The 23449-nt window shown below is 58.0% G+C and carries 17 protein-coding genes and 2 tRNA genes; 1 reads left to right on the forward strand and 18 read right to left on the reverse strand.

Annotation, left to right across the window (positions count from 1 at the left end):
- Window positions 1–59 precede the first annotated feature (59 nt).
- The 18 genes from Q0G85_RS03855 to yidC all read right to left on the reverse strand — a co-directional run bounded on the left by Q0G85_RS03855 (window position 60) and on the right by yidC (window position 22603).
- The gene (locus tag Q0G85_RS03855; protein ID WP_297154898.1) at window positions 60–1571 is read right to left on the reverse strand and encodes a Sau3AI family type II restriction endonuclease; all 1512 of its coding nucleotides are present in this window, start codon (window positions 1569–1571) and stop codon (window positions 60–62) included.
- Between the two features lie 136 nt (window positions 1572–1707).
- Window positions 1708–1783, reverse strand: a tRNA-Gly gene (locus tag Q0G85_RS03860).
- Between the two features lie 41 nt (window positions 1784–1824).
- Window positions 1825–1900, reverse strand: a tRNA-Gly gene (locus tag Q0G85_RS03865).
- Between the two features lie 83 nt (window positions 1901–1983).
- A complete protein-coding gene (secG, locus tag Q0G85_RS03870; RefSeq protein ID WP_297154900.1) occupies window positions 1984–2238 on the reverse strand; it encodes a preprotein translocase subunit SecG in 255 nt (84 codons plus the stop codon).
- A 166-nt stretch (window positions 2239–2404) separates the two neighbouring features.
- Window positions 2405–3961: a 2,3-bisphosphoglycerate-independent phosphoglycerate mutase gene (gpmI, locus tag Q0G85_RS03875; RefSeq protein WP_297154902.1), complete on the reverse strand. Its 1557-nt coding sequence runs from the start codon at window positions 3959–3961 to the stop codon at window positions 2405–2407.
- Window positions 3961–4734: a triose-phosphate isomerase gene (gene tpiA / locus Q0G85_RS03880; protein ID WP_297154904.1), complete on the reverse strand. Its 774-nt coding sequence runs from the start codon at window positions 4732–4734 to the stop codon at window positions 3961–3963. The genes gpmI and tpiA overlap by 1 nt, the downstream gene beginning before the upstream one ends.
- Before the next feature lie 86 nt (window positions 4735–4820).
- Window positions 4821–6005, reverse strand: coding sequence for a phosphoglycerate kinase (pgk, locus tag Q0G85_RS03885; protein WP_297154906.1), 1185 nt, complete (start codon window positions 6003–6005; stop codon window positions 4821–4823).
- 63 nt (window positions 6006–6068) lie between these two features.
- Window positions 6069–7070, reverse strand: a complete 1002-nt coding sequence (gene gap / locus Q0G85_RS03890) for a type I glyceraldehyde-3-phosphate dehydrogenase (RefSeq protein ID WP_158049275.1) — start codon at window positions 7068–7070, stop codon at window positions 6069–6071.
- A 102-nt stretch (window positions 7071–7172) separates the two neighbouring features.
- Window positions 7173–8114: a DNA-binding protein WhiA gene (whiA, locus tag Q0G85_RS03895; protein WP_297154909.1), complete on the reverse strand. Its 942-nt coding sequence runs from the start codon at window positions 8112–8114 to the stop codon at window positions 7173–7175.
- Complete coding sequence (gene yvcK / locus Q0G85_RS03900) at window positions 8093–9187, reverse strand: gluconeogenesis factor YvcK family protein (protein ID WP_297154911.1); 1095 nt, start codon at window positions 9185–9187, stop codon at window positions 8093–8095. Before yvcK ends, whiA begins: the two co-directional genes overlap by 22 nt.
- A gap of 6 nt (window positions 9188–9193) precedes the next feature.
- Complete coding sequence (rapZ, locus tag Q0G85_RS03905; protein ID WP_297154928.1) at window positions 9194–10081, reverse strand: RNase adapter RapZ; 888 nt, start codon at window positions 10079–10081, stop codon at window positions 9194–9196.
- Between the two features lie 82 nt (window positions 10082–10163).
- Window positions 10164–12158: an excinuclease ABC subunit UvrC gene (gene uvrC, locus Q0G85_RS03910; protein WP_297154913.1), complete on the reverse strand. Its 1995-nt coding sequence runs from the start codon at window positions 12156–12158 to the stop codon at window positions 10164–10166.
- A 64-nt stretch (window positions 12159–12222) separates the two neighbouring features.
- Window positions 12223–14439 carry an ATP-dependent helicase gene (locus Q0G85_RS03915; RefSeq protein ID WP_297154915.1) on the reverse strand — a complete coding sequence of 739 codons (2217 nt, stop codon included), beginning with the start codon at window positions 14437–14439 and terminating at the stop codon, window positions 12223–12225.
- Between the two features lie 88 nt (window positions 14440–14527).
- The gene (locus tag Q0G85_RS03920) at window positions 14528–16057 is read right to left on the reverse strand and encodes a DUF2130 domain-containing protein (protein ID WP_297154917.1); all 1530 of its coding nucleotides are present in this window, start codon (window positions 16055–16057) and stop codon (window positions 14528–14530) included.
- A gap of 57 nt (window positions 16058–16114) precedes the next feature.
- Window positions 16115–17182 carry an HpaII family restriction endonuclease gene (locus tag Q0G85_RS03925; RefSeq protein ID WP_297154919.1) on the reverse strand — a complete coding sequence of 356 codons (1068 nt, stop codon included), beginning with the start codon at window positions 17180–17182 and terminating at the stop codon, window positions 16115–16117.
- A complete protein-coding gene (gene dcm, locus Q0G85_RS03930; RefSeq protein WP_367116863.1) occupies window positions 17166–18233 on the reverse strand; it encodes a DNA (cytosine-5-)-methyltransferase in 1068 nt (355 codons plus the stop codon). Before dcm ends, Q0G85_RS03925 begins: the two co-directional genes overlap by 17 nt.
- A gap of 205 nt (window positions 18234–18438) precedes the next feature.
- Window positions 18439–20556, reverse strand: a complete 2118-nt coding sequence (locus Q0G85_RS03935) for a sulfatase-like hydrolase/transferase (RefSeq protein ID WP_297154923.1) — start codon at window positions 20554–20556, stop codon at window positions 18439–18441.
- The gene (gene yidC / locus Q0G85_RS03940; RefSeq protein WP_297154924.1) at window positions 20546–22603 is read right to left on the reverse strand and encodes a membrane protein insertase YidC; all 2058 of its coding nucleotides are present in this window, start codon (window positions 22601–22603) and stop codon (window positions 20546–20548) included. Before yidC ends, Q0G85_RS03935 begins: the two co-directional genes overlap by 11 nt.
- Before the next feature lie 410 nt (window positions 22604–23013).
- Here yidC and Q0G85_RS03945 point away from each other — a divergent pair.
- A partial coding sequence (locus Q0G85_RS03945; RefSeq protein WP_297154926.1) for a Glu/Leu/Phe/Val dehydrogenase dimerization domain-containing protein occupies window positions 23014–23449 on the forward strand: 436 nt, incomplete at its 3' end.

The raw sequence follows: 23449 nt of genomic DNA on the forward strand, positions 1-23449 counted from the left end.
TGTAACCGATCAACATCCATATGTGAAGATCCGATTATGGGACAGGCGGATAAAAAGCACTAACCTTTCTCACCGCCGCAGTCATCATTGCCCACTAACTCAACGATGCCGTACACGTAGTCGTTATTCAGCCAGAAGCTCTGTGTTGTCATCCATCGCCCATCTGGCAGCGGTGAAGCATGTTTCTCAACATCCCCTATTTCGGAGCCATCCATAAAGCGATACGCGCTTTTACCCGTATGCGGGCGAACATGTGCAACAGGATTGTCTTGCTTGCCAGGCAGATTGTTCTTAACGGCTATCTTGCCGTTCTTCTGCCTTGTTTGCACAAGCTCGACGCCATCAGCGATGACTTCCCTCGTCTTATCCCAAACATCGTGCAACGGTCCTTCAAGGTCAGCGATCGGCATGCTCCAAAAACGAGCACCACGTAACATCATCTCTCCATCAACCTGTTGGAAGACAACGAAGAGGAATCTCGTCTCGTTAAAATACGTGAATAGGTCCGAGTGCTCCCAATCCTCTTCTTCGAGGAGCTCAACAAAGTCGAACGTATCGAGTGACAGGCTCTCTTTAATTCCTCCCTGCGGTCTCACCCTAACAGTTCGAACGCTTATGCCTGCTTTCTCAAACTCCCGCGCGTTCTCGCTGTGCAATCCAAGCAGCCTGTACGTAATCGAAACCCATTGCGCCTTGTTCCCCGTATAGTCAAGTCCAAGCATCTCGCATAGCTGTTTGTCAGTTTTGCCAGCATGAGCATTGATTACGGACAGTACGTATTCGTCAAAGGTCTGTTCGCTCAACAAGGAAGCGTCTTCGACGATGCTCTCGGCAACTTCTGGCTCGCTCATAATGTAATGGTGCAACACGTAGTCCATGTACTGACGCTTGAAGCAGAAGTTTCGCTGCTTCGCCTGCCGGCCAGGGTTCCGATATTGGTTCACCCAGGACTTTGTGGCAGTCGAACCTTTGGTACATGCACCAAGATAGCGAGTGAGGCTTTCGCTGAGCATGTCCGCCTCGCCGTCCATCACCATCTTTTGAATTAACTCGTAATCCTGCTTGATGATAGCCCAGTCGACATCAGACGGCGTGAACATAACCACGTAACTGATTTTCTGGTCGAGCTTTTCGATTGAACGATTGCGTTCATAATAAATGAGAAGTATCAAGGAAGCTTTATGCCAAACGCCCGAATTATCAAGCTCAGCTTCGATACGTTCGTCGTAATGAATGTTGGTAATTGAAAGACGCTCGCCAGCTGACAACTCACCATCCTTTTTAACATCATAGCAAGTTGCCTTCAGCTCAACACCAGCATCTGGGAAATCAGGATGCTCGTCACTATTCGCCTTATAACCGAAGTAACGTTCTTCAATAAGCGTGCCCATTCCGCCTTTGAATTTGACATTACCATAATCTTTAGATGAGGTGGCATCAGGCGTTATACCAAGCGCGAGAACCTCCCGAAATGAATGGCCAATAAGCTTCTTGGCATATCGTAACAGCTCATCAGGATTGCTAAGGTCGAGCGCCCTGCATTCATCGGGTGAAACTTTCCACACTGGCATAATCAGTCTCCCACTATCCAAAACAAGAACCTGCTTATGATTGGCGTGAGCTCATGATACCTGGATTCTCGAGTTTCGCAAAAGTTGTTTATGCCAAAAAAACGACCCGGTCGAGTGACCGGGTCGTTGGAGATTCTGGAGCGGACAACGGGGTTCGAACCCGCGACCCCCACCTTGGCAAGGTGGTGCTCTACCAGCTGAGCCATGTCCGCATATAAACAGCCTAGATATTAATCTAGGCTGTGAGATCACATGGAGCGGACAACGGGGTTCGAACCCGCGACCCCCACCTTGGCAAGGTGGTGCTCTACCAGCTGAGCCATGTCCGCGTCGCGAGGTAGTATATTACGCCTTTCTACCTCTTTGCGCAACCCCTAATCTCATATTTTTTAAGATTAAGGGGAGACACTCCTTATCGGGAAATCGATCCCTGAGGATAAATCACCATCAGCACGAGAAGGGACACGATGAAAATAATCGCGAAGATGATCGTGATGCGATCAAGGTTCTTCTCGACGATGCTCGTACCCGTCTGCGTGGAATACACCGAACTGGCGATCATATCGGAGATGCCGGTGCCCTTGCCAGAATGCAGCAAGATGAAGATGATCAAGCCAACGCCGGAGATGACCAGCAGAATCAGCATGAGGATGAGCAATGGATTCAAAACGTTACTCTTTTCGTTACTCGGTTTCTATCTGTAGCGCATCGCACGCAACCATACGCAAGTTATAGATTATACGGGAAACGACATAACGAGACAAGGGCTTCCCCGCCAAATCCTGGCCAGGGAAGCCCCCTACACGAATCGTCCGCAAAATCCATTCGATAATTTAGGCGAGCAGGCTCTTCCCCGTCATCTCATGGGGTACTTCGACGCCCATTGCCGTCAGCATCGTCGGAGCGATATCGCAAAGCGCGCCCTCCTCCCCCGAAAGGCGAAGCCCGCGCCCCGAGAAATCGGCAAGCGCGAACGGCACCGGCGCTGTCGTGTGCGCGGTATGGGGAGAGCCGTCCTCGGCAAGCATCTTGTCGGCGTTGCCGTGGTCGGCAGTGACGAAGGCGACACCCCCAGCCCGCTTCACAGCAGCGAGCACCTGCGCAACACCCGCATCGACCGCCTCAACAGCGGCAACCGCAGCGGGGATAACGCCCGTGTGCCCCACCATGTCGCAGTTCGCGAAGTTTACGATATACACGTCCGCCTCACCGGCGTCGATCGCCTGCGCCAAATCGCGCGCAACCTCAGGCTCGCTCATCTCGGGCTGCAAATCGTAGGTCGCAACCTTGGGGCTGGCGACAAGCTGGCGCTCCTCCCCCGCCTTAGGTTCCTCGCGGCCGCCGTTCAGGAAGAAGGTGACATGCGCGTACTTCTCAGTCTCCGCGATGTGGTACTGGCGAAGCCCCTGCGTCGCAAGCACATCGGCAAAGACATTGTCAGGAAACTCCTTCGGGAATGCCACAGGTGCGGGGATATCGGGGTCGTATTCGGTCAAGCACACGAAATTCACCTGCGGGAATACCGATCGCTCGAACCCGTTGAATGCAGGATCGACGAACGCACGCGTCAATTCTCGCGCCCGATCGGGCCTGAAATTGAAGAAGATCACGCCGTCGCCGTCGCGAACTCCGCGTGAATCCAGAGCACACGGAACCACAAATTCGTCGGTAACGCCTTCTGTAGATGAATCCGCCACTACGTCGCAAGCTCCGCGGTCAACGGAAGGTGTCGCGCAAACAATCGCCTCCCACGCCTTCCGCACGCGATCCCAACGCTTATCGCGATCCATCGCGAAATAGCGCCCGGAAATCGACGCAATGCGAACCTTGTTTTCCCATCCCCTCGAGACGATGAGCTGCTCGAGCTCGGCAACATAGCCCTCGCCGCTCGAAGGCGGCACATCGCGCCCATCGAGGAAGCAATGCACGCGGATATCCCGAAGCCCGCGCGTGACCGCATGCTCGAGAATCGCGAAGAGATGTTCATTGCTCGAATGCACGCCGCCATCGGAGAGAAGCCCCATGACATGCAGCGCACGGCCCGGCTCCTTCGACGAATCGAGGCACTCGTTGATGACCTCGTTCTCATCGATGGACCCCGTACGGCAGGCGCGATCGATGCGCGTGAGTTCCTGATGGACAACGCGCCCCGCCCCGATGTTCAAGTGGCCGACCTCGGAGTTGCCCATCTGACCCTCGGGCAGACCGACGGCCTCACCCGACGCCTGAAGGCGCGTGCACTCGCCAGCGAAAAGCTCGTCGAGAAACGGCGTGCTCGCAAGCGAGATGGCATTGCCGGGACCTGCAGGCGCAAGCCCGAAGCCATCCATAATGACAAGGCACACAGGAAGCGCAAGGCCCTCGCGTGCAGACGAATCGAGAGCACCCATTACTGCATGACCGCCTTCACGAGCTGGATGAAGGAATCGCACTTCAGGCTTGCGCCGCCGATGAGTCCACCGTCGATATCGGGCTCGGCCACAAGCGCGTCGACATTGCCGGGGTTCATGGAGCCTCCGTAGAGGATGCGCATGGCCTGAGCCGTTTCCTCGCCGAAGAGAACAGCGAGCTGCGCACGAATAGCCGCGCACACCTCTTCAGCCTGCTCGGGCGTCGCCGTGCGGCCGGTGCCGATAGCCCAGATGGGCTCGTATGCCACGACGCACTTCGCGGCGTCTTCCGCATCAACACCCGCAAACGCGGCCTTCACCTGGGCACATACGTACTCATTCGTCGTACCCTCATCGCGGACGGCAAGCGACTCGCCCACACACACGATCGGCTTCAGGCGCCCAGCCACAAGCGCGCGCACCTTCTTGTTAACGTCCTCGTTCGTCTCGCCGAAAAGCCCGCGGCGCTCCGAATGGCCGACGATGCAGTACTCACAGCCGCACTCGCGGATCATGCGGACGGAGACTTCGCCAGTGTAAGCGCCCGCGTCCTCCCAGTAGACGTTTTGCGCGCCAACGAAGATCTTCGTCTTATCGAACTCGAGCACCGTCTTCACCGGCTTCAAGTCGATGAACGGCGGGCAGATGACGATGTCTACTTTGTCCCCCCAGTCCTTCCACCAGTTATTGGAGATTTCCTGGGTGAGCACGACCGCCTCACCGATGGCATTGTTCATCTTCCAGTTGCCGGCCATCATTGGTTTTCTTGCCATGACTTGTCCTTTCCGCAGAAAAAGAACGGGGAGACGCAAGCGCACCTCGCACGCCTTGCCGCCTCCCCTCTTTGCATATCGGCAGTTTAACGCAGAGCTTCGACGCCGGGAAGCGCCTCTCCCTGCACGAGTTCCATGCTCGCGCCGCCGCCGGTCGAGATGAAGGTCATCTGGTCGGCAAGGTCGAACTTGTTGACCGCAGCGACCGAATCGCCGCCGCCGATGACCGTGTCTGCCTCCTTGTTGGCAGCGACGGCAAGCGCCACCGCCTTCGTGCCCGCAGCGAAGGCATCCATCTCGAACACGCCCATGGGGCCGTTCCAGAAGACCGTCTGCGCGCCAGCGATGGCCTCGGCGTAGAGCTTGGCGGTCTCGGGCCCGATGTCGAGACCCATCATGTCAGCGGGAATCTCGTCGACCGAGCAGGTCAGCGTGTTCGCGTCCTCGGCAAACTTGTCGGCGCACACGACGTCGACAGGAAGCAGCAGCTCGCAACCACTCGCCTTCGCCTTCTCCATCATCTCGCCGGCGCGCGCCACCCACTCGTCTTCCTTAAGTGAGGTGCCTACCTGTTTGCCTTCGGCCAGAAGGAACGTGAAGCACATGCCGCCGCCGATGACAAGCGTTTCGCACTTGTCGATAAGGGCATCGATTACCTTAATCTTGTCGGAGACTTTCGAGCCGCCGAGGATGGCGACGAAGGGGCGCTTCGGATTCTCGAGCATGCCCGTGAGCGTGGACACCTCGCGCTGCATGAGGTAGCCCGCATACGCCGGCAGAAGCGCAGCGACTCCCGCGGTGGATGCATGCGCGCGATGCGCCGTGCCGAACGCGTCGTTGACGTAGGCGTCACCGAGCTTGGCGAGCTCCTCGCAAAAGGCGGGGTCGTTTTTCTTCTCGCGCTTGTCGAAGCGCAGGTTCTCGAGCAGCAGCACGTCGCCCGCGCGAAGGGCAGCCGCCTTCGTTTGCGCGTCCTCGCCAACCGTATCGCTCGCGAACGCAACCGGCTTGCCGAGGAGCTCCGCCAGGCGAAGAGCAGCCGGGCGAAGCGAGAACTTCTCCTCGAAGCCCTCGCCCGAGGGGCGGCCGAGGTGGCTCATGAGGACGACGCGCGCGCCATCGCCGACAAGCTTCTCGATGGTCGGCAGCGCCGCTTTGATGCGCGTGTCGTCAGTCACGACGCCATCGGACACGGGGACGTTGAAATCGACGCGCACGAGCACGCGCTTGTCGCGCGCATCAAGTTCGTCGATCGTTTTGATTGATGCCATTGGTCTCCTATCAACAACAAAGAAACGGGCGGCAAGAAGCCGCCCGGTAATGCGTGATTCCGATTACAGAAGAATCTTCACCAGGTCCTTCACGCGGTTCGAATAACCCCACTCGTTGTCGTACCAAGAAACGACCTTCACGAGGTTGGACTTGCCGCCCATGACCATGGTAAGCCCGCTGTCGAAAATCGAAGAGTGGTCGTTGCCCACGATGTCGATGGACACGATCGGGTCCTCGGTGTATTCCAGGATGCCCGCAAGCTCGCCTTCGGCAGCCTTCTTCATCGCGGCGTTGATTTCCTCGGCAGTGACCTCGCGATCGAGCTCGACGGTCAGGTCGACCATCGATCCGTCGGGAGTCGGGACGCGCGTGGCGAAGCCATCGAGCTTTCCCTTGAGCTCGGGAAGGACGAGGGCGACTGCGCGAGCGGCACCCGTCGTGGTCGGGATCATCGACATGGCTGCGGCGCGGGCGCGGCGCAGGTCCTTATGCGGAAGGTCGAGGATCTTCTGGTCGTTGGTGTAGGAATGGATGGTGTTCATGTAGCCGCGCTTGATGCCGAAGTTCTCCATGAGAACCTTCGCAACCGGCGCGAGGCAGTTGGTCGTGCAAGACGCGTTGGAGATAATGTTGTGCTTCTCGGCGTCGTATTCACCGTCGTTCACGCCCATGACGATGGTGGCGTCTTCGCCCTTCGCCGGACAGGTGATGACGACCTTCTTCGCGCCAGCCTTGATATGGGCGCTCGCGAGCTCACCGGTCTTGAAGATGCCCGTGGACTCCACGACAACCTCCACGCCCAGCTCGCCCCAGGGAAGATTGTTGGGGTCGCGCTCGGAAAGAACTTTCACGGCGTAGCCGTCGGCCACGAAGCCGTCTTCGGTGACCTCAACCGTGTCGAAGGCACGTCCATGAACGGAATCGTACTTGAGCAGATGCGCCATCGTGGGGATGTCGCCCAAGTCGTTCACGGCGACAACCTCGATCGCAGGATCTTTCACCATCGCGCGGAACGCCAGGCGCCCGATGCGACCGAAACCGTTGATGCCTACCTTGATTGCCATGCAAATCTCCTTTCGAAGGATTACTTTCCTTGACGCACAGAATCAGTCTAGCCTACCTTGCGCGGACGCGCGTCATTTTCGGGCGAATTGCCTGCGGAGCCGCTACCCTTTTCGGTTTGTGGCTTCGCTCGCGAGCTGCTCGATACGCCGAATGCGATGGTAGACCGCCGATTTCGAGAGCGGCGGGTTCGCGCGCTCGCCGAGCTCTTTGATGCTCGCATCGGGGAAGCTCACGCGCAGGCGGATGAATTCCTGCAGCGCGGGCGGAAGGTTTTCCATGCCATGCGCTTCGAGCACGGTGCGGATGGCGAAGAGCTGGTCAACCGCAGCGGAAGACGACTTCGCCTGGTTCGCAATCTCGGCGTTCGTCATGCGATTCACGTCGTTGCGGACGCTTTTCACGACGCGTTCTTGCTCGAGGCGCAGCGCGCACTGATGCGCACCGACGAAAGCGAGGAACTCGAGGATCGCGTTTCCCGACTTCAGGTACACCATATATGAGCTGCGACGTTGCATGATGCGCGCCTTGATGCCCTTGTCGGCGAGCAGGGCCACAAGCCCCTCGGCGAGGGACTCGGACTCGACCGTGATCTCGAAATGGAAGTCGCCGCGCGGGTTCGCTATAAAGCCGCTGCCGAGAAACGCTCCGCGCACATAGGCGGCCGCACAGCACTGCTTCGCCACGATATCGGGGCGAATGCCGACTTCCAAGCCGCCCTCCTCGGTGATGACGCCCAAATCGAGCAGCGATTTCGACAGATGCGGCTGCGCGGGGACCTCGATCAGATAGTTCGGCGTCTTATGAAGCACGCTGCGGCGCACGGTAAGCTCGGTGCGCAGCTGGTAGATGCCGTGCAAAAGCTTGATCACAAGGCGCGCAACGCTCGGCACATCCGTGGCGATTTCCACGCGATAGCGCCCGGGACCGGAAACGAAGAGCGTCCCCTCGATGCGTACGAGCGCGGCGAGCGTCGCCTTGCCGCAGTGCGAGCATTCGGGCAAAACGCGCGCGAGCTCGTCTTTTACTTCCGCCGTGAACGACATAGCTTGAGCACCCCCCAAAGCGCCTCTCGGAAAGCTGCCGGATCATGCCAGGTCGGACGCTTGTGGTCGACCAAATCGCGAACGATGACGCGCGGACCCTGCGCCTGGATCGCCATGACGTCCTCGTAAGTGACCGCAACGGGCTGGATGCCCGCGGACTCCTGGGGGCAAGGCAGCGCGGAGGCACAGCTTGCCTGCTCAGGCGCGAGCGGCTGGGACGAATGCACGAGCACGTAGTCGAGAAGGTCGCGCATACCGTGGTCGAGCAGCGCCTCGACGTGCTCGCGGGCATTCAGGTGCAACGTCTCGCCCTGCACGTCGGCCAGCCCGCAGACGAACAGCGTGGCGCCCTTCGATTCGCGGATGGCATCGACGATACCCGGCACGAGCAGGTTCGGGATGATGGATGTGAAAAGCGAGCCCGGGCCTAACACGATCAAATCGGCGTTGCGAATGGCGTCAAGCGCGGGGGCATAGGGCTCGATTGCGCCCTGACCTCGAAGGATAACCCGCGAAAGCGCGATGTCGGAATGGCATGCGACCGCCTGCCCCTCAAGCAGTTCCCCGCCGCGCGTCTTCGCGGCAAGCGTGACGTGGGTAAGCGTCGAGGGATACACGTGGCCGCGCGCGTCGAGCATGCGCTCGCACACAGAGATTGCCTCGGGGAAGGAACCACACGCATCCTCGAGCGCAACCAACATGAGGTTCCCGAGCGAATGGTTGTTTGCGATGGGGAAACGGTACTTGAACGCGCGGGTGAGCGGGTCTTTCGGGTCTGCCGCCATCGCGAGGATGCATTTGCGCACGTCACCTGGCGGGGTCACGTCCGCCTCCTCGCGCAGAAGGCCGGTCGAGCCGCCATCGTCGGCCATTGCAACCACGGCGCTCGTCTCGACACCGAGCGAGAGCAGCGTGCGAATGGACACCGGCGCGCCCGTACCGCCGCCGATGACAACGGCGTGGAACTTGTCGCCACGCGGAACGCGAGCCGCGCGCGGCAAGGGCACATCGCACAGCGCCGCGAAGGCCGCGGTCGCCGACGGGTCCTGGATGAAGGGTCGCTTCTTTTTCATGGGCAGCTACTCCTGGGCGGCACGAGGCGCGAGCTTCAGGTCGCGATGCGCAACGGAAACGCGATAACCGTTCGATTTGAGGTAATCACCCGTCGACTCGGCAATGGCAACGCTTCGATGCTGCCCGCCCGTGCAGCCGATGGCGATGGCGAGTTGCTGCTTCCCTTCGGCAACGTAGCCGGGCATGACGCAATCGAGCAGTGCGCGCCAACGCTTTACGAACTCGATAGTCTCCTCGCGATACATGACAAAGTCACGCACCGGCGCGTCAAGCCCGGTGAGGAAGCGCAGGTCGGGGTCGTAGTAGGGGTTTGGGAGGAAGCGCACGTCCATGACGAGGTCGGCGTCTGTGGGGGCGCCGTGCTTGAACCCAAACGAGTACACCGTGACTGTCAGACCACGACGCTCGTTTCCGCGCGCGAAGATGGAGCGAATGGTCTCGCGCAGCTGTTGCGGGAGCATGTCGGTGGTGTCGACGACGTGGTGCGCCATCTCGCGCAGGTCGTAGAGCATCTGGCGTTCGCGCTCGATGCCCTGCGCGATGGTGGTGCCGTCGGTGCACAGCGGATGGCGGCGGCGGGAGGACTTATAGCGGGCAACAAGCCTGTCATCTGCGGCATCCAGGAACAGGATGCATACGTCGATACCTTCGTGCTCGAGCTTTTCGACCTCACCTTTCAAGTTGGGGAAGAAGTCGCGGTTGCGCGCATCGCACACAACGGCAAGGCGGAGGCGGGCATCGGGCTGGCCGGGCATGCCGTTGAGCGCGAGCAGGTTCCCAATCAGGCTTGCCGGCAAGTTGTCGACACAGAAATAGCCCAGGTCCTCGAACACGTGCATCGCCTCGGTGCGCCCGGCACCGCTCATGCCCGTGACGATGACGATCTCGGGCATATCCTCAAGCGCAATGCCCTCTTTGTCGGAGGCCTTCCGGGCGACATCCTCGCAATCGCCCTCGGGCACCACCTCGCTGTACTCATGCCGTGTGTCCATGATTTGCGACCTCCAATTCACCGCCAACGACCAGCTCATCTTTTCGATCACTATTATACTGCTCGATCACCTTGTAGAGCTCCTCGGCGACCTCGTCGGGCAACACGTGGGCCTCTTTGATTTCCGCCAAACTCGCCGCCTTCAGGTTCTTGAATGATTTGAAGTGCTTGAGCAGGGCTTTCTTGCGAACAGGCCCCAAGCCCGCGACCTCGTCCAAGATGCTTGCCGTCATGCCCTTGCCGCGAAGCTCGCGGTGGAAGGTGATCGCGAACCGATGCGCCTCGTCGCGCACCTGCTTCACCAGGTAGAGAGACGCCGATCCCGAGGGCAGAACGACCGGCCCGGTGTCCTGCCAGGGAACGAAGAGCTCCTCGTCGCGCTTCGCCAAGCCGCACAGGGCGATGTCGTCGATGCCCATCTGGTCGAACATCTCCATGACAGCCGAAAGCTGCGGCTTGCCGCCGTCGAGGATGATAAGGTCGGGCTTGCTGCCGAAGCGCTCGTCGACCATGCGCTCAGCGCAGTAGCGGCGACTCATCACCTCCTGCATCGAGAGGAAGTCGTTCGCCTCGTCGAGGGGCGTTTTAATCTTGAAGCGACGGTACTGGTTCTTGTCGGGCTTGCCAGCTGTGAACACGACCATCGACGCGACCGTATAGGACCCGTGGATCGTCGAGATGTCGAAGCACTCGATGCGCATCGGCGGCGCGTCGAGCGCAAGCGCGCTTTCGAGCTGCAGCAACGCGTCGTTCACGCGCTTGTCCTCGTAGTTCGTGCGCACCTTGTAACGCATGAGCGTGTGCTTCGCATTCGTCTCCGCCATGTCGACGAGCGCCGCCTTCTCCCCTTTCTGCGGCGCTGTGAAACGCACCTTCGCCCCGTGCGCACTCGCAAGCTTCTCGGTAAGCCACCCCCCCATCGACTCTTCGTCCTCGGGCAGCTCGCGCACGATGACCTCATGGGGAATGGAGGTGGTCGTGTCGTAGTAGCGCAGGAGGAAATTGTGGAGAAGGTCCTGGTCGGGGACATCGCGCCCGCGGTTCAAGACGAACTCGTTGGAGTTGATGATGCGCCCCTCGCGAATGATGAGAACATGCGCACCTGCAACCGTTTCCTCGCGGAATATGCCCACAACATCAGCGTTCAGGTTGTGTGCGGACACCGCATGCTGCTTGTCGGTAAGCGAGTTGATGGTGTCGATGCGCGCCTTGATTCGCCCAGCGCGCTCGAAATCGAGCTCGGCCGCCGCGTCGGCCATCTCGGAGGAAAGCTCCTCGAGGAATTCCCGATGCTGGCCTGAGAGGAACCGCTCGATGCGGCGCACGTTTACGGCATACTCCTCGGGGGTAATGCGCCCGCAGCATGCGCCGGGGCCGAGGCCCACGTGGCAGTCAAAGCAAGGGCGCACGTCGGATTTCATCAGTGCGAGCGGGTCGCGCTCAAGGCGGCGCGAGAGGTTGCGCCAATCGGCGCACGACGTCGCGCACAAGGGCACGACGCGACGCGCGATGTCCACCATGCGGCGAGCTGCACGTGAATCAGTGTAGGGCCCGAAGTAGCGCGTGTCGGGCTTGTGCTTCTCGCGCGTGTACTTGATGGCAGGGAACACATCGCCTTTCGTGAGCGCGATGAACGGGTAGGACTTGTCGTCCTTGAAGTCGGCGTTGAAGAACGGAGCGTACTGGTTGATCAGGTTCTTCTCGAGGACAAGCGACTCGTGCTCGTTGTCGACGACGATGTACTCGAACGAGTCGATCTGGTCGACGAGCAGCGGAATCTTCGCGCGATCGTCCTGGAAGTTCACGTACTGGCGCATGCGGGCGCGCAGCTGCTTCGCCTTACCTACGTAGATGACCTGGCCGTCCTTGTCCTTCCAAAGGTACACGCCAGGCAGGGTCGGCACAGCGTCGAGCCCGCGCTTGATGCGTGCAATCTTCTCGGCTTGGGTTTCTTTCACGTTCACTTCATCCATACCCATGAGTGTAGCAAATGAGCAAGAGGAATGGCCCCGCGTGTCCATTCGCTACACACTCAGCGTTTCCCTAGGCATCGGGCGCGTCGAGCTTCGCCCGAAGCGATATGGCTCGCGGCGTATCGAGCGAGTCGAAATGCACGATGTAGGCGCGCTTCACCTCGTCGAGGCTCTCGATAACGCCCCGCCCGAACACCTTATGGCGCACGCAATCGCCTGGCGAAAAGCGAGCGTCCGCCGCCATCCCCTCCATCCACTTGTCGCTTGCAGCATATGCCGCCCGTGCGGAGGAAAGATCCTCGTCACTCGGCTTATTCGAGAACCGCAGAGCGCTCTGGTCGATGTCGAGCAGAAAGCGCGAAGGGTAGCGCGGCGAGCCCTCGTGCGAGAAACCTTCGGCCTCGGTAAGATAGAGCCCGTCCCGCGCTCGAGTCACCGCGACAAACGCGAGCCTGCGCTCCTCTTCCATCCCCTCGATCGTCTTCGTCTTGCGCGACGGGAGCACGCCTTCGGAAAGCGAGCACAAAAACACATGCGGGAATTCCAAACCCTTGGCAGCATGGATGGTCATCAGACGCACCTTGTCCCGAGCATCGTCAACCGCGTCAGCGTTGGTGAGCAGCGCCACATGGGAGAGATAATGCCCGAGCGTCACCTCCTCCCCGCAATTGTTCTCGAACTCGTAGATCGACTGCTTGAGCTCCGCCACGTTATCAAGCCGCTCCTGGCTTCCCTCCGTGCGAAGCGCCTGCTCATAGCCGCTTTCATTGATGAGAGCCGCAAGCACCTCCGACACCGGCCTGCCTTCAAACGATGCACGGAACTTGTGTACAAGCGCCACGAGCTGCTTCGCCTTGGTGCGCTTGAATATCTCATCGTCGACCGTCTGCTCGAGCGCCTGGAAAAGCGAGCACGCGTGCTCTTCCGCAAAATCCCTGAGAAACGCCATGCGTCGCTGGCCGAGATTGCGCTTGGGAACGTTTGCCACACGCGCGAAGGAAAGATCGTCCTGGTAGGCAATAAGCCGCAAGTAAGCAAGCGAGTCCTTAATTTCCTTGCGGCCGTAAAACGGCACACCCGAATACACCGCGTGTGGGACTTCGGCCTCAAGAAACGCTTCCTCCACCGGGCGCGATGCGTAATGCGCGCGGTAGAGCACCGCCATATCGCGGTAGGCGATACCCTCGGAATGGAGCGCGCGCACCCCTTCGGCAATCCACTTCGCCTCGTCATCGGCGGTTTTCGCATGATGCCACACCGTGGGCCCGTGCTGGCTGCGACGTGCCTGCAAATCCTTCGGGATGCGCTGGCGATTCTTCTCGATAAGCGAATTCGCCACCGCGATAACTTCGGGGGTCGAACGGTAGTTCTCGAGCATCATGATGGTGCGCGTGTCGGGGAACACTCGATCGAAATCAAGGAGAAAGCGCACGTCAGCGCCGCGCCAGGTGTAGATGGTCTGGTCTGGGTCGCCCACGACGAAGAGGTTCTTATGGTAGCCGGCAAGCACGCTCATGAGATTGTGCTGCAACTTATCGATGTCCTGAAACTCATCGACCATCACGTATTCCAGCCGCTTCTGCCATTTCAGCCGAATGTCAGGGTGCTGCTCGAAGATGTAGAGCACGACGACAATAAGGTCGTTGTAGTCGAACCCGAAACACTTCTTCTCCTGATACAGATACCCGTAAAAAATGATGTCGCGCGCGTTGGTTGCCTGCTCGTACTTTTCGCGAAGCGTGGCGAGCGGCATAGCGAGAAGGTCAAGGTAGTAATCAGGCCGATCCTTGAGCTTTATGATCTCGATCATGTCGCGCGCATCCCCGAACGTCATATCGCGCAGCGTAAGCCCCCGCTCATCGTAGATGATCTGCAGCATCTGGTCGATATCGGAGTTGTCGAGCACGAGAAAACTCTTCGGGTATTGAACGGCGTGCGAATCCTCTTGCAACACCGACACGCAGAATCCGTGGAAGGTGTTGATGAAACCCGTGTCGTTATCACCGGTGAGCGCGCGTATGCGGCGGCGCATCTCGTTAGCAGCCTTATTAGTGAAGGTAACGCACAGGATGTTCCCCGGCATGATGCCGAGGTCGTTCACCAGATACGCGAAGCGTTCTGTGAGGGCGCGCGTCTTGCCCGTTCCCGCGCCAGCGATGACGCGCACATAGCCCTCCGTTGTAGTGACAGCCTCGAGCTGCGCGGCATTAAGCGAAGGCACGCCATCAGTAAGAAGAGGCGCGCCTTCGGCATGGGTGGAGGGCATATCTTGCATGATGTCATTCATATCGCAAAGTTTATCAAATACGAACATATGTTCCAAGTACTATTTGAGAAAAATGAGGCCTTTCGACCCAGAGGACGCGGGCTCGGCGCTACTCGGCTTCGCCTTCAGCCGCTGCCCCGTTGTGCAATCCGTCGCCCAAATCACCCGCCGACTTCGTCTCCTTCGCTTCGGCTAGTTCCGCAAACATTGCCTTCATCGTGGGGTTATTCCTGGTCAAACGCTTAATGGTAAGGTCTTGTGCCTTGTTGTTCGCCAGACGCAGGTTGTTCTCCGATGACAGCAGCGCATCCTTGGTTTTCTGCAGATGCGTGATCGTCTTATCGATCTCCTCGATGGCGGTTTGAAACTTGCGACTCGCGATATCGTAGTTGCGCCCGAACTTCGTCTTGAAGTCCTCCATCTGCTCCTCGAAATGCGTGATGTCGATGTTTTGGTTGCGCACCTCGGCGAGTTCGGCCTTGTAGGAGAGCGCCGAAAGCGACGCATTGCGCAGGATGCTGATAATCGGGATGAAGAACTGCGGGCGGATAACGTACATCTTATCGTAGCGGTAGCTCATGTCGACGATGCCCTCGTTGTAGAGCTCGTTTTCGGGCTCGAGCATCGTCACGAGCACCGCATACTCGCAGTTCTTCTTCTTGCGGTCGGAGTCGAGCTTTTTCAGGAAGTCCTCGTTTTTATGCTTGTGGGTGCTGTCGTCGCTCTCGTTTTTCATCTCGAACATGATGGAGACGACTTCGTTACCCTCGTCGTCCGCCTCGCGAAACACGAAGTCGCCCTTCGTGCCGTCGACCACGTCGTTGTCCTTCTCGAAATATGCCTTCGGGAAGGCGGCGGCGCGCATCTTGTTGAATTCAATCTCGCAGTGCTGTTCGAGCGACTCACCAACCATCTTCGTCGAGAGGCGCGCCTTCATCTCCTTATAACGGGCGATTTCCTCTTCCTTGTATGCGATGAGCTCGTCTTTTGCGCGAAGCTTGGTCGCCATCTCCTCGCGCAGCGCGCTTACCTTCTGCTCACCTTCGGCGGCCTTGAGCTTCACCTGGGCAGCAAGGTCGTCGCGCTCGCGCTCGACCTGGGTTCGCGCCTGCGTAATGGCGAGCTCCTTCTCCGTCGCGAAGGTCGCCTTTTGGGCTTCGAGCTTCTGCGCGAGTTCGGCGATCTTCGCATCACGGGAGGCGGTTGCGTCTGCCAAGGCGCGTTTATGCTCAGCTTCGGTCACGCGCGCGTCGGATGCGCGCTCGTCGGAAAGGCGTGCGAGCTTTGCTTTAAGTTCGGCAATTTCTGCGTCTTTACCTGCGGTAACTTTAGAGAGCACCGCAACCTGCTCAGCCTGCGCCGCACGAGAAGCCGCTTCGTTTTCGCGCTTGATGGCGCCAAGGCTTTGGGTGAGCTTCGCGATTTCTGCATCGCGGGAAGCGATCTCGTCGCGCGCCTCCCCGCGCACCTTCTCGCCCGCCAGCGCCACCGCCTGTTCACGCTGTTCAGCGAAGAGTTTCTCGCGCCGCTCGATTTCCCGATTGAACTCCGCGTCGCGCACCTGCTTCACGATGTCCGCGAATCCCGATTCGTCCACCTGAAACACCGTCCCACAATGCGGACACTTGATCTCATTCATAGGAACCTCCCCATAACGCCTTTTGCAGCCTAGACCTTCCTCTCATTAGAGACGAGTTTAACGGAACCTTATTTGCAAGTTCAAATTGATGAAGTACTCACCTTCTTCTTCGTAAATGCTCCCGAAGCCATGCCTTGAGGTTGACGCCGTCTCAAACTTCGTGCTTTCGAGCAAGTAGTCCTCAAACATATCCCTGTTGTAAATATGAAATGCCAGAACTTTGCCGTCATCGCGAACGATGACATAGCCACCTGTTGCATCGTCACGTCCACTCCATTCCTTTGCAGGAGTCATGCCTAATGCCGACGCACAGAGGAACTTCTTGAACTTGTACTCATACATACCCGAACCCATACCGAGAACGTCTTCATGTTCCATTGCCTGAACAATTTGCGAACACATTACACCGTCGCCCGAGTAATATCGCAATACGGCATTCGCCATCAGCTGCGGGAAGAAACTATCAATCAATCGCATATTACGGTCGAATGTTAGATGAGCCACGCTTTCGAAGACGAGCTCGCACTCTTCTCTTAATAACGAGATGCGGTCTTTAAGTTTGGTCGATGTATTAATTGCATTGACCCGTTCCATGATTTCTTGGTTGCAACCGTGAATCTTGAAGACGAAATTCGTAGTTGCCCCCGCATTAAGCAGAGTCGGGGGATTACCAAGCTCCGACTTGATGCTCCACCCGCAAATCGGGTTGAAGCCGGTATGCGCATCGTGGATTTGAAGCACTATGTCCGATTTATCTTTCGATGGAGCTTTAAGAGTATGCAGCCCAAGTTCGTCCATAAACTCCTCGGTCAGCGGAACAGCAAAGGCCCCCTTGGTATGGCTGGAGACTATCTCGCGGTAGAGACTTTCGGCCTCATTGGAAACCTTTAGGCTTTCTACCTGAGCGACATCCTCGCCATTGTCAAGCTTAGCCTGAACCAAATCCCCAGCATAGTAGCTGATGCGCGGAGAGTTTTTCTCTTCCCTAATAATTCTGACAACTGGAATTGCAGGCTCGTCTTTAAGCACATTGAGATCTGCATCGGCCGGCTCGATCTCACCGTCGGCGAGAATACGCAAGAAAGCGTAAACCTCGCTCCACTCGCCTCTATTGCCCTTGAGCATCAAGCACCTCCTTAATCCTTGCGGCAATGGCCTTGATAACCGGCACTGTCACAGAATTGCCAAACTGTTTGTAAAGTTGGGTGTCCGACAGCGTCAGTTTGTAGGTGTCTGGGAAACCCTGCAAACGTGCCCATTCACGGGGGGTCATTTTTCGGACGTCTTCCGTATTGATGTGTCCCTTGATACGCGTCACGGGCACCATAGAATGCTCGCGATGATCGACAATCAAATTACGCTCTCGACCCATGCCGCCGCAAACGATAGCACCCGCAATGTCATCAAGGTCTCTAATCTCGTAACCAAACCCATGACCAAGTGCTTCATGATGCGCCCGATGTCGCCGAAGCGTTTCCATATAGGTGTCCGAAAGGTAGTACTTCGGGCTAATCGGAGCTTCCTCCATAATGTCTCGAATCGCCTTTTTTCGACCTGCATGCGTAGGGAATATAAATTCACGAGGAGCAATGTCTTCCCTAAACGCGACGATATAAATGCGCTCACGATTTTGAGGAACTCCGAAATTCTTCGAATTAAGCACCTTGTAAAAAGGCACGTATCCGTCTTCTTCCAATGCGCCCAAAATAGTTTTGAACGTGCGCCCTTTATCGTGGATAGGCAAACCCTTCACGTTTTCGCAAAAGATAACCTTCGGCTTGTTGAGCCTGTCGGTGCAAATTCGCAACGTATCAAAAAAGAGTGTTCCGCGTGCTCGGCCTTTATAGTCGTCATCGAAGCCTTTACGACGCCCTGCCAAACTGAAGGCTTGGCAAGGAAAACCTGCAAGGCAGATGTCGAAGTCGGGAACTTCCGAAGCGTCGATCTTCGTAATATCGCCAGCGATTTCAAAAGCATCATTAAAGTTTGCACGGTATGTCTTGCAGGCAGGCTCGTCAAATTCGCTTGCAAAAACCGTCTCTATATCATCACCAAACGCCTGGTCAAAGCCCATGCGAATTCCACCGATGCCAGCGAATAAATCAATAGCTTTATATACCGTCATTTTTCTCCTACAACGATATAGAACTCTCAAAGGAAAGTCGAATTCTATCATTTTTTGCTCTTAATTATACCCACAAGGCTGTGCGGGAAATCAGCGCAGGGCGAGACACACCACAACGAGACAACACGTAAACCTGCCTGGCCAGCTTCGCAGTAATCCCAAGTTATGCTACAGACTATTATATGCGCCAAACACAAGCGAGGGCCTTGCTTTGAAGGCCCTCGTCGAAGGTGTGCTTGTCGCGCATCCGAGGCTGCTATTGCTGCGCGTCCCAGATGGCTCCTGTCTTGTGCCAGTTGCTGAAGTCAGTGGCCCAGCCGGTGATGTTGTACTCCACGATGGAGACGTCGTTCTTGCCGTCACTCGTCGTCGTGTAGAACTGGCGCACGCGGTTGTCGAAGGGCACTTGCGCGAGCGTCTCGCCATACTTGGACGAGTCGCCGCCAACTGCCTGGATAATCGTCGGCTGCACATTCACGTGCGCGACCGGCGTCGACACCGTCTGGATCGGCTGCGCGTCCGCCTCGGCCGACTGCGCCGGCTTGTAGAACATGATCGCGTTCGACGTGGAATCCCAATCCTCGTAGATTCCCCAGTCGCCGTGGTCGCTCGTCACGAGAATCGCGGTGTTGTCGTAGAGCCCCATGTCCTTCAACTGGCGAATGTACTCGGAGAGCATCTTCAGGCTGCCGCGGATCTGGCGAATCGCGTCGGAGTTGTCCGTGCCGATGTCGTTGCCGTTCTCATCGAGATTAAACGGATAGTGACCACCAAGCAAGTGGATGAAGCGGAAGGCGCCCGTCTCGCCGTCGTCAGTAGCGGAAAGCTTCGTCGTCTTGAGCTTCTCGTAGTAAGCGCCATCGTTCATCGTGTACAGCGTGCTCTGCTGAGCTTCCCCATCGTCGCTGTCCACCTGCAGCGTCATACCGTTGTTGACCTCGTCGGTGTAGAACCAGAAATACGGCTTGAACGCCCACGGCAAGTCGCGGTACATCGCACACTTCCACAACGTGAAGAGGGTGCCCTGCTCATCGAGCAGCGAGGGGGACTCCTCCTGGTTCATGGGGTGGTAGTTCATGGTAAGCCCCGCCACATGGCGCTGCACATCCTCGCTCGAATATTCGGTTCCGAACGTATCGGTGTAGATGCCCATGCTGTAGCCGGCGTTGTGAATGTCGTCAAGATACGTGCTGCGCTCGTAACGCGTAGCGAGGTATTGCGAGAAGAGCTCACCCTGCTGCGGAAGCTGGCCGGTCAAGAGGAACGGCACGCCGTAGCGCGTGGGAACCATGGAGCCCGCAACATTGTTGTACCAGGTGAACCCCGTCCAGTCGTTGAATTCCTCCGGATGCTCCTGCATGATCTGGGACATCTGCTTCGTGTCGGTGAAGTCGAGCACGAAGACGATGACGTTGCTTTTCTCGGAAACGGTGAACAAGCCGTCCTCGGTCATGCGCAGGTCGGCAACGTTCACCTGACCAGGCTCTTTCGTTGCTGCCTCGAATGCACCCGACGCAAACAGGCTGCCCACGCCAACCCCCTGCACGATGATGAGCGCAAGGGAAAGCGCAACCGCACCACCGCGCGCAAGGCTCGTCTTCAAATGGCCCACGACAAGGGGAATCGCCACGATGACGATCCACACGACAGTGCTCACCAACATGGTTGACGTATAATCGCCCCAGTTCACGGACTTGCCGTCTGCGGTGGGCAGCTCCGAGTTCAACAGCAGCACCTGAACATAGGCGGCAACGCCGAGCGCGAATAAAAAGAGCAGCACGATATCGAACGCCCTGCCGCGCAGAAGCGACACACCAAGCGCGAGAACGACTGCAACCAAAACGCCTGCAACCGCGAAGATCGGCCAGATATCGGACAGCCCGAAGACAAGGTCGGCGCCTGCGCCAGCAACAATTTCATACGGCGGAACCACGAGCAGGGTAAACGAGAAGAACGCGCACACGATGAGCGCACAAACCACGCGCACGCCCCACTTCGCACGAGGATAATCGTCGGCAGGGCGGCCCTTTCGGGAGGCGCCCTTCGACGTCTGCGCACGAGTGGCGATCTCGTCGGGAGAGAGGATAGGGTTGCCATCCTTGTCAAGCCTGTGAACAGGTGCTTCGACCACCTTGCCGGCATTCTCGTCGATGTGCAACATCTTGAAGAGCATCTTGCGCGTGCGGCGAAGCGCCACGCCGAGCACGGCGGAGAGTGCAACCGCGACACCAGCAAGCGCCTGGATGGTATAGGTCATGACCGAAGGGTCGACATACGCGTAGGCAGGCGTTATCCACGCGAGCGAAAGCACACCTGCGATCAGGACAAATGAAAGCGCATCATAGGCGCCGACAATAATACGATTACGCTTCATGACGGCCCGCCTTCCTCGCATGCACCCCTCGCGTCGCACTGTCTCCGACGTCGCCGAGCGGTTCTTCATCGCTGCGTACCGTCTCTTGCGCATCGGCCGCCGCACGTTGTTCCGCGGCGAGCGAATCGTCGGATGCGCCACCATTGCGCTTGGACTCCTGGATGTCGATCATGCGGTCGAGCAGATAGCGCCCGGCCACTTCCCCGCCATGCCCGACGTTGAAGATGAAGCTGTCGAGCACCTTATTGATGCGATCGCTCCATGCGTAGCGTTTCGCGAGCATCTCCTCGGCAACGTCGCCGAACGTGGAGGCATCCTCGGGGCTGATCGACACGCCGACCTCACTGCGCAGCGCAATGTCGGTCGGCTCGATGCCGAGTTCCTTCCAGTCGGGGTTGCCCACCTTCATGGGTGTATCGATGAAGATGGCGGGCTTGCGCGTGGAGAAGCAGAACTCGCAGAAGATCGACGACCAGTCGGTCACGAGGATATCGGAGGTGAACACGGTCTTGTTCGAGCTGAAGTCATGTTCGAAGTACAAATCGGACTCGGGAACGTCGGCCCAGCGAGCCAAAAGGGCGTTCCACCTGGCCGCGTAGCGCTTCGTGTATTCGGGATGCGGGCGCACAATGACGCGCATGCCGCGCCCGAGCACGCTCTTCAACATGTCGTCGATGCAGCAATCGAGGATATTGCCCTCCTGCCACGACGGCGCAATGAGCACGACGTCGCGTCGCGACGGATCGCGCTCGACGGCGGAGGCGGCGAGCTCGTATTCCGCAATCTCGCGATCAAGCAGGTCATAGCCGCATTCCACGAGATTCTTTCGCTTGGTGCCGTAGAGCTCCTCGGCACGTCGCAGCTCGCGCACCTGATGAGGACCCGCGCACAGCACCGTGTCGTAGTGGTCGTATGCACCCTTTTGCGGCGTGAGGTGGGTCGAGGTCATGTGATGGAACATGAACACGTACTCGATGTCCTTGCGGATATAGGAGCGCTTGATGTAGTAGTTTTCCAAGTCCTCGAGCGTGGACACGACCACGTCGGCGTCCATCTTCATCATGAGGGTGATGATCTTGCGCTGCCCGATGTAGTAGGGTTTCAAGCGCGGCTCGGCCTCCGCCAGCTTGAACACCTGGTCGTTGGGGTCGTTCGTCACATAGTGGATATCGGCGTCGGAGTGAGCGAGCAACCACTCAATCGCTCCCTGGAAGTACTTGTAAAAGCCGCTTCCCTCGGAATAGAAGACAATGTGCTTGCCGACAACCTTGAAGAAACGCTTGTAGTCGGCCTTCTCGCGCTTGGCAAGCGGATCGCGCTCGTACCACTTCTTCTTAGGACCCGAAAAATTCTCGAGCTCTTCAAGTTCAACTCGACTCGCCTCGAGGTCTTCGTAGTCGATATATTTCGCCGGCTTCACCAGAATGTTCGCAAGCGCCTGGATAGCGATGGAGGTCAAATTCGAGCAGACCCAGTAAAAGCCCATGCCCGTGGCGACGAAGACGCCCAGGACAAACGAAAGGCCGATGGACAGGCCGTTCGTCATGTTCTTTTCCGCGCGCGACTGCTCACGTTGCAGCGGGTTGATGCGGTTTTGCGCGAAGCCCATGATAATGGCGGAAAGCCCTGCGAAAAGCGGCATGATCCACGCCGCACCGCCGTCTTCGAAGGGAATCTGGCCCAAGAACTCCGTGCCGGGCGCACCGCCATCGGTGATCGTGTGGATAACATCGACCAGGCCGAACAGGATAATGATCTGCACGGCGAGAGGAATCAGGGAGAGCATCGGGTGGTAATGCTGTTCCTTGTAGAGCTTATTTTGCTCCTCGCCGATCGTCTCGCGATCGCCGTAGTACTTCACCTTCAGGCGATTCAAGGCGGGCATGAGCTGGACCATGACAATCGAGTTCTTCTGGCACCAAAGCGACATCGGGATGAGGATGATCTTCACGATGACGGTGAACAGGAGAATGGCGATCCACCAATTCCCGCTTATGTCGTAACAAGGCTGCAGGATAAGTGAGAGCAGCCATGCAAGTGCTTCCATGCGAGCATGTCCTTTCGCATCGCGCGTTGCAGGCACGATATACAAATACTGTGGCAAAACTGAGGTAAAAAACGCAGACTATGAATGTTACTACAACTCGCGTCGCGTGAGCGCCCAATCATACACTGAGGTGCTCTAAATCCGTAGATGCCCCTCTCGCTCGATGCGGCGCATCCCAACCTCTCCGACAGAGACCCCTCGATGGGGCGAGTATGCCCATTCAAGCGGCGGCGGCCCCTCCCTTCAAGGCGTTGGCCTCCTTCCCAACGGGGTGCCAGCAATACCGTTTATGGAGGAGAAACGCGATTGCTGGCAACCATTGTTTCTATCATGTTAATTAGAAGTAACGGAGCCATTGCGCAAACGTATAATGACCGCGGTTGGGAACAAGTTAACCTTGAGGAGGTTACATGAGTTACGTCCAGAGAATTATCGACCAGGTGAAGGCGAAGGACCCCGATCAGCCGGAATTCATCCAGGCCGTCACCGAGGTCATGACCACGCTTGAGCCGGTCATCGAGGCTCATCCGGAGTACGAGAAGGCAAAGATCCTCGAGCGCATCGTGGAGCCTGAGCGCATCATCCAATTCCGCGTGCCGTGGATTGACGACAAAGGCGAGGTCCAGGTCAATCGCGGCTTCCGCGTCGAGTACAACTCCGCAATCGGGCCCTACAAGGGCGGCCTGCGCTTCAACCCCACGGTTTATCTGGGCATGCTGAAGTTCCTGGGCTTCGAGCAGATCTTCAAGAACGCTCTCACCACGCTGCCGATGGGCGGCGGCAAGGGCGGCTCGGACTTCGACCCGAAGGGCAAGTCCAACAACGAGATCATGCGCTTCTGCCAGT

The organism is uncultured Ellagibacter sp., assembly GCF_934617235.1.
In the GTDB taxonomy this organism is placed as follows: domain Bacteria; phylum Actinomycetota; class Coriobacteriia; order Coriobacteriales; family Eggerthellaceae; genus Ellagibacter.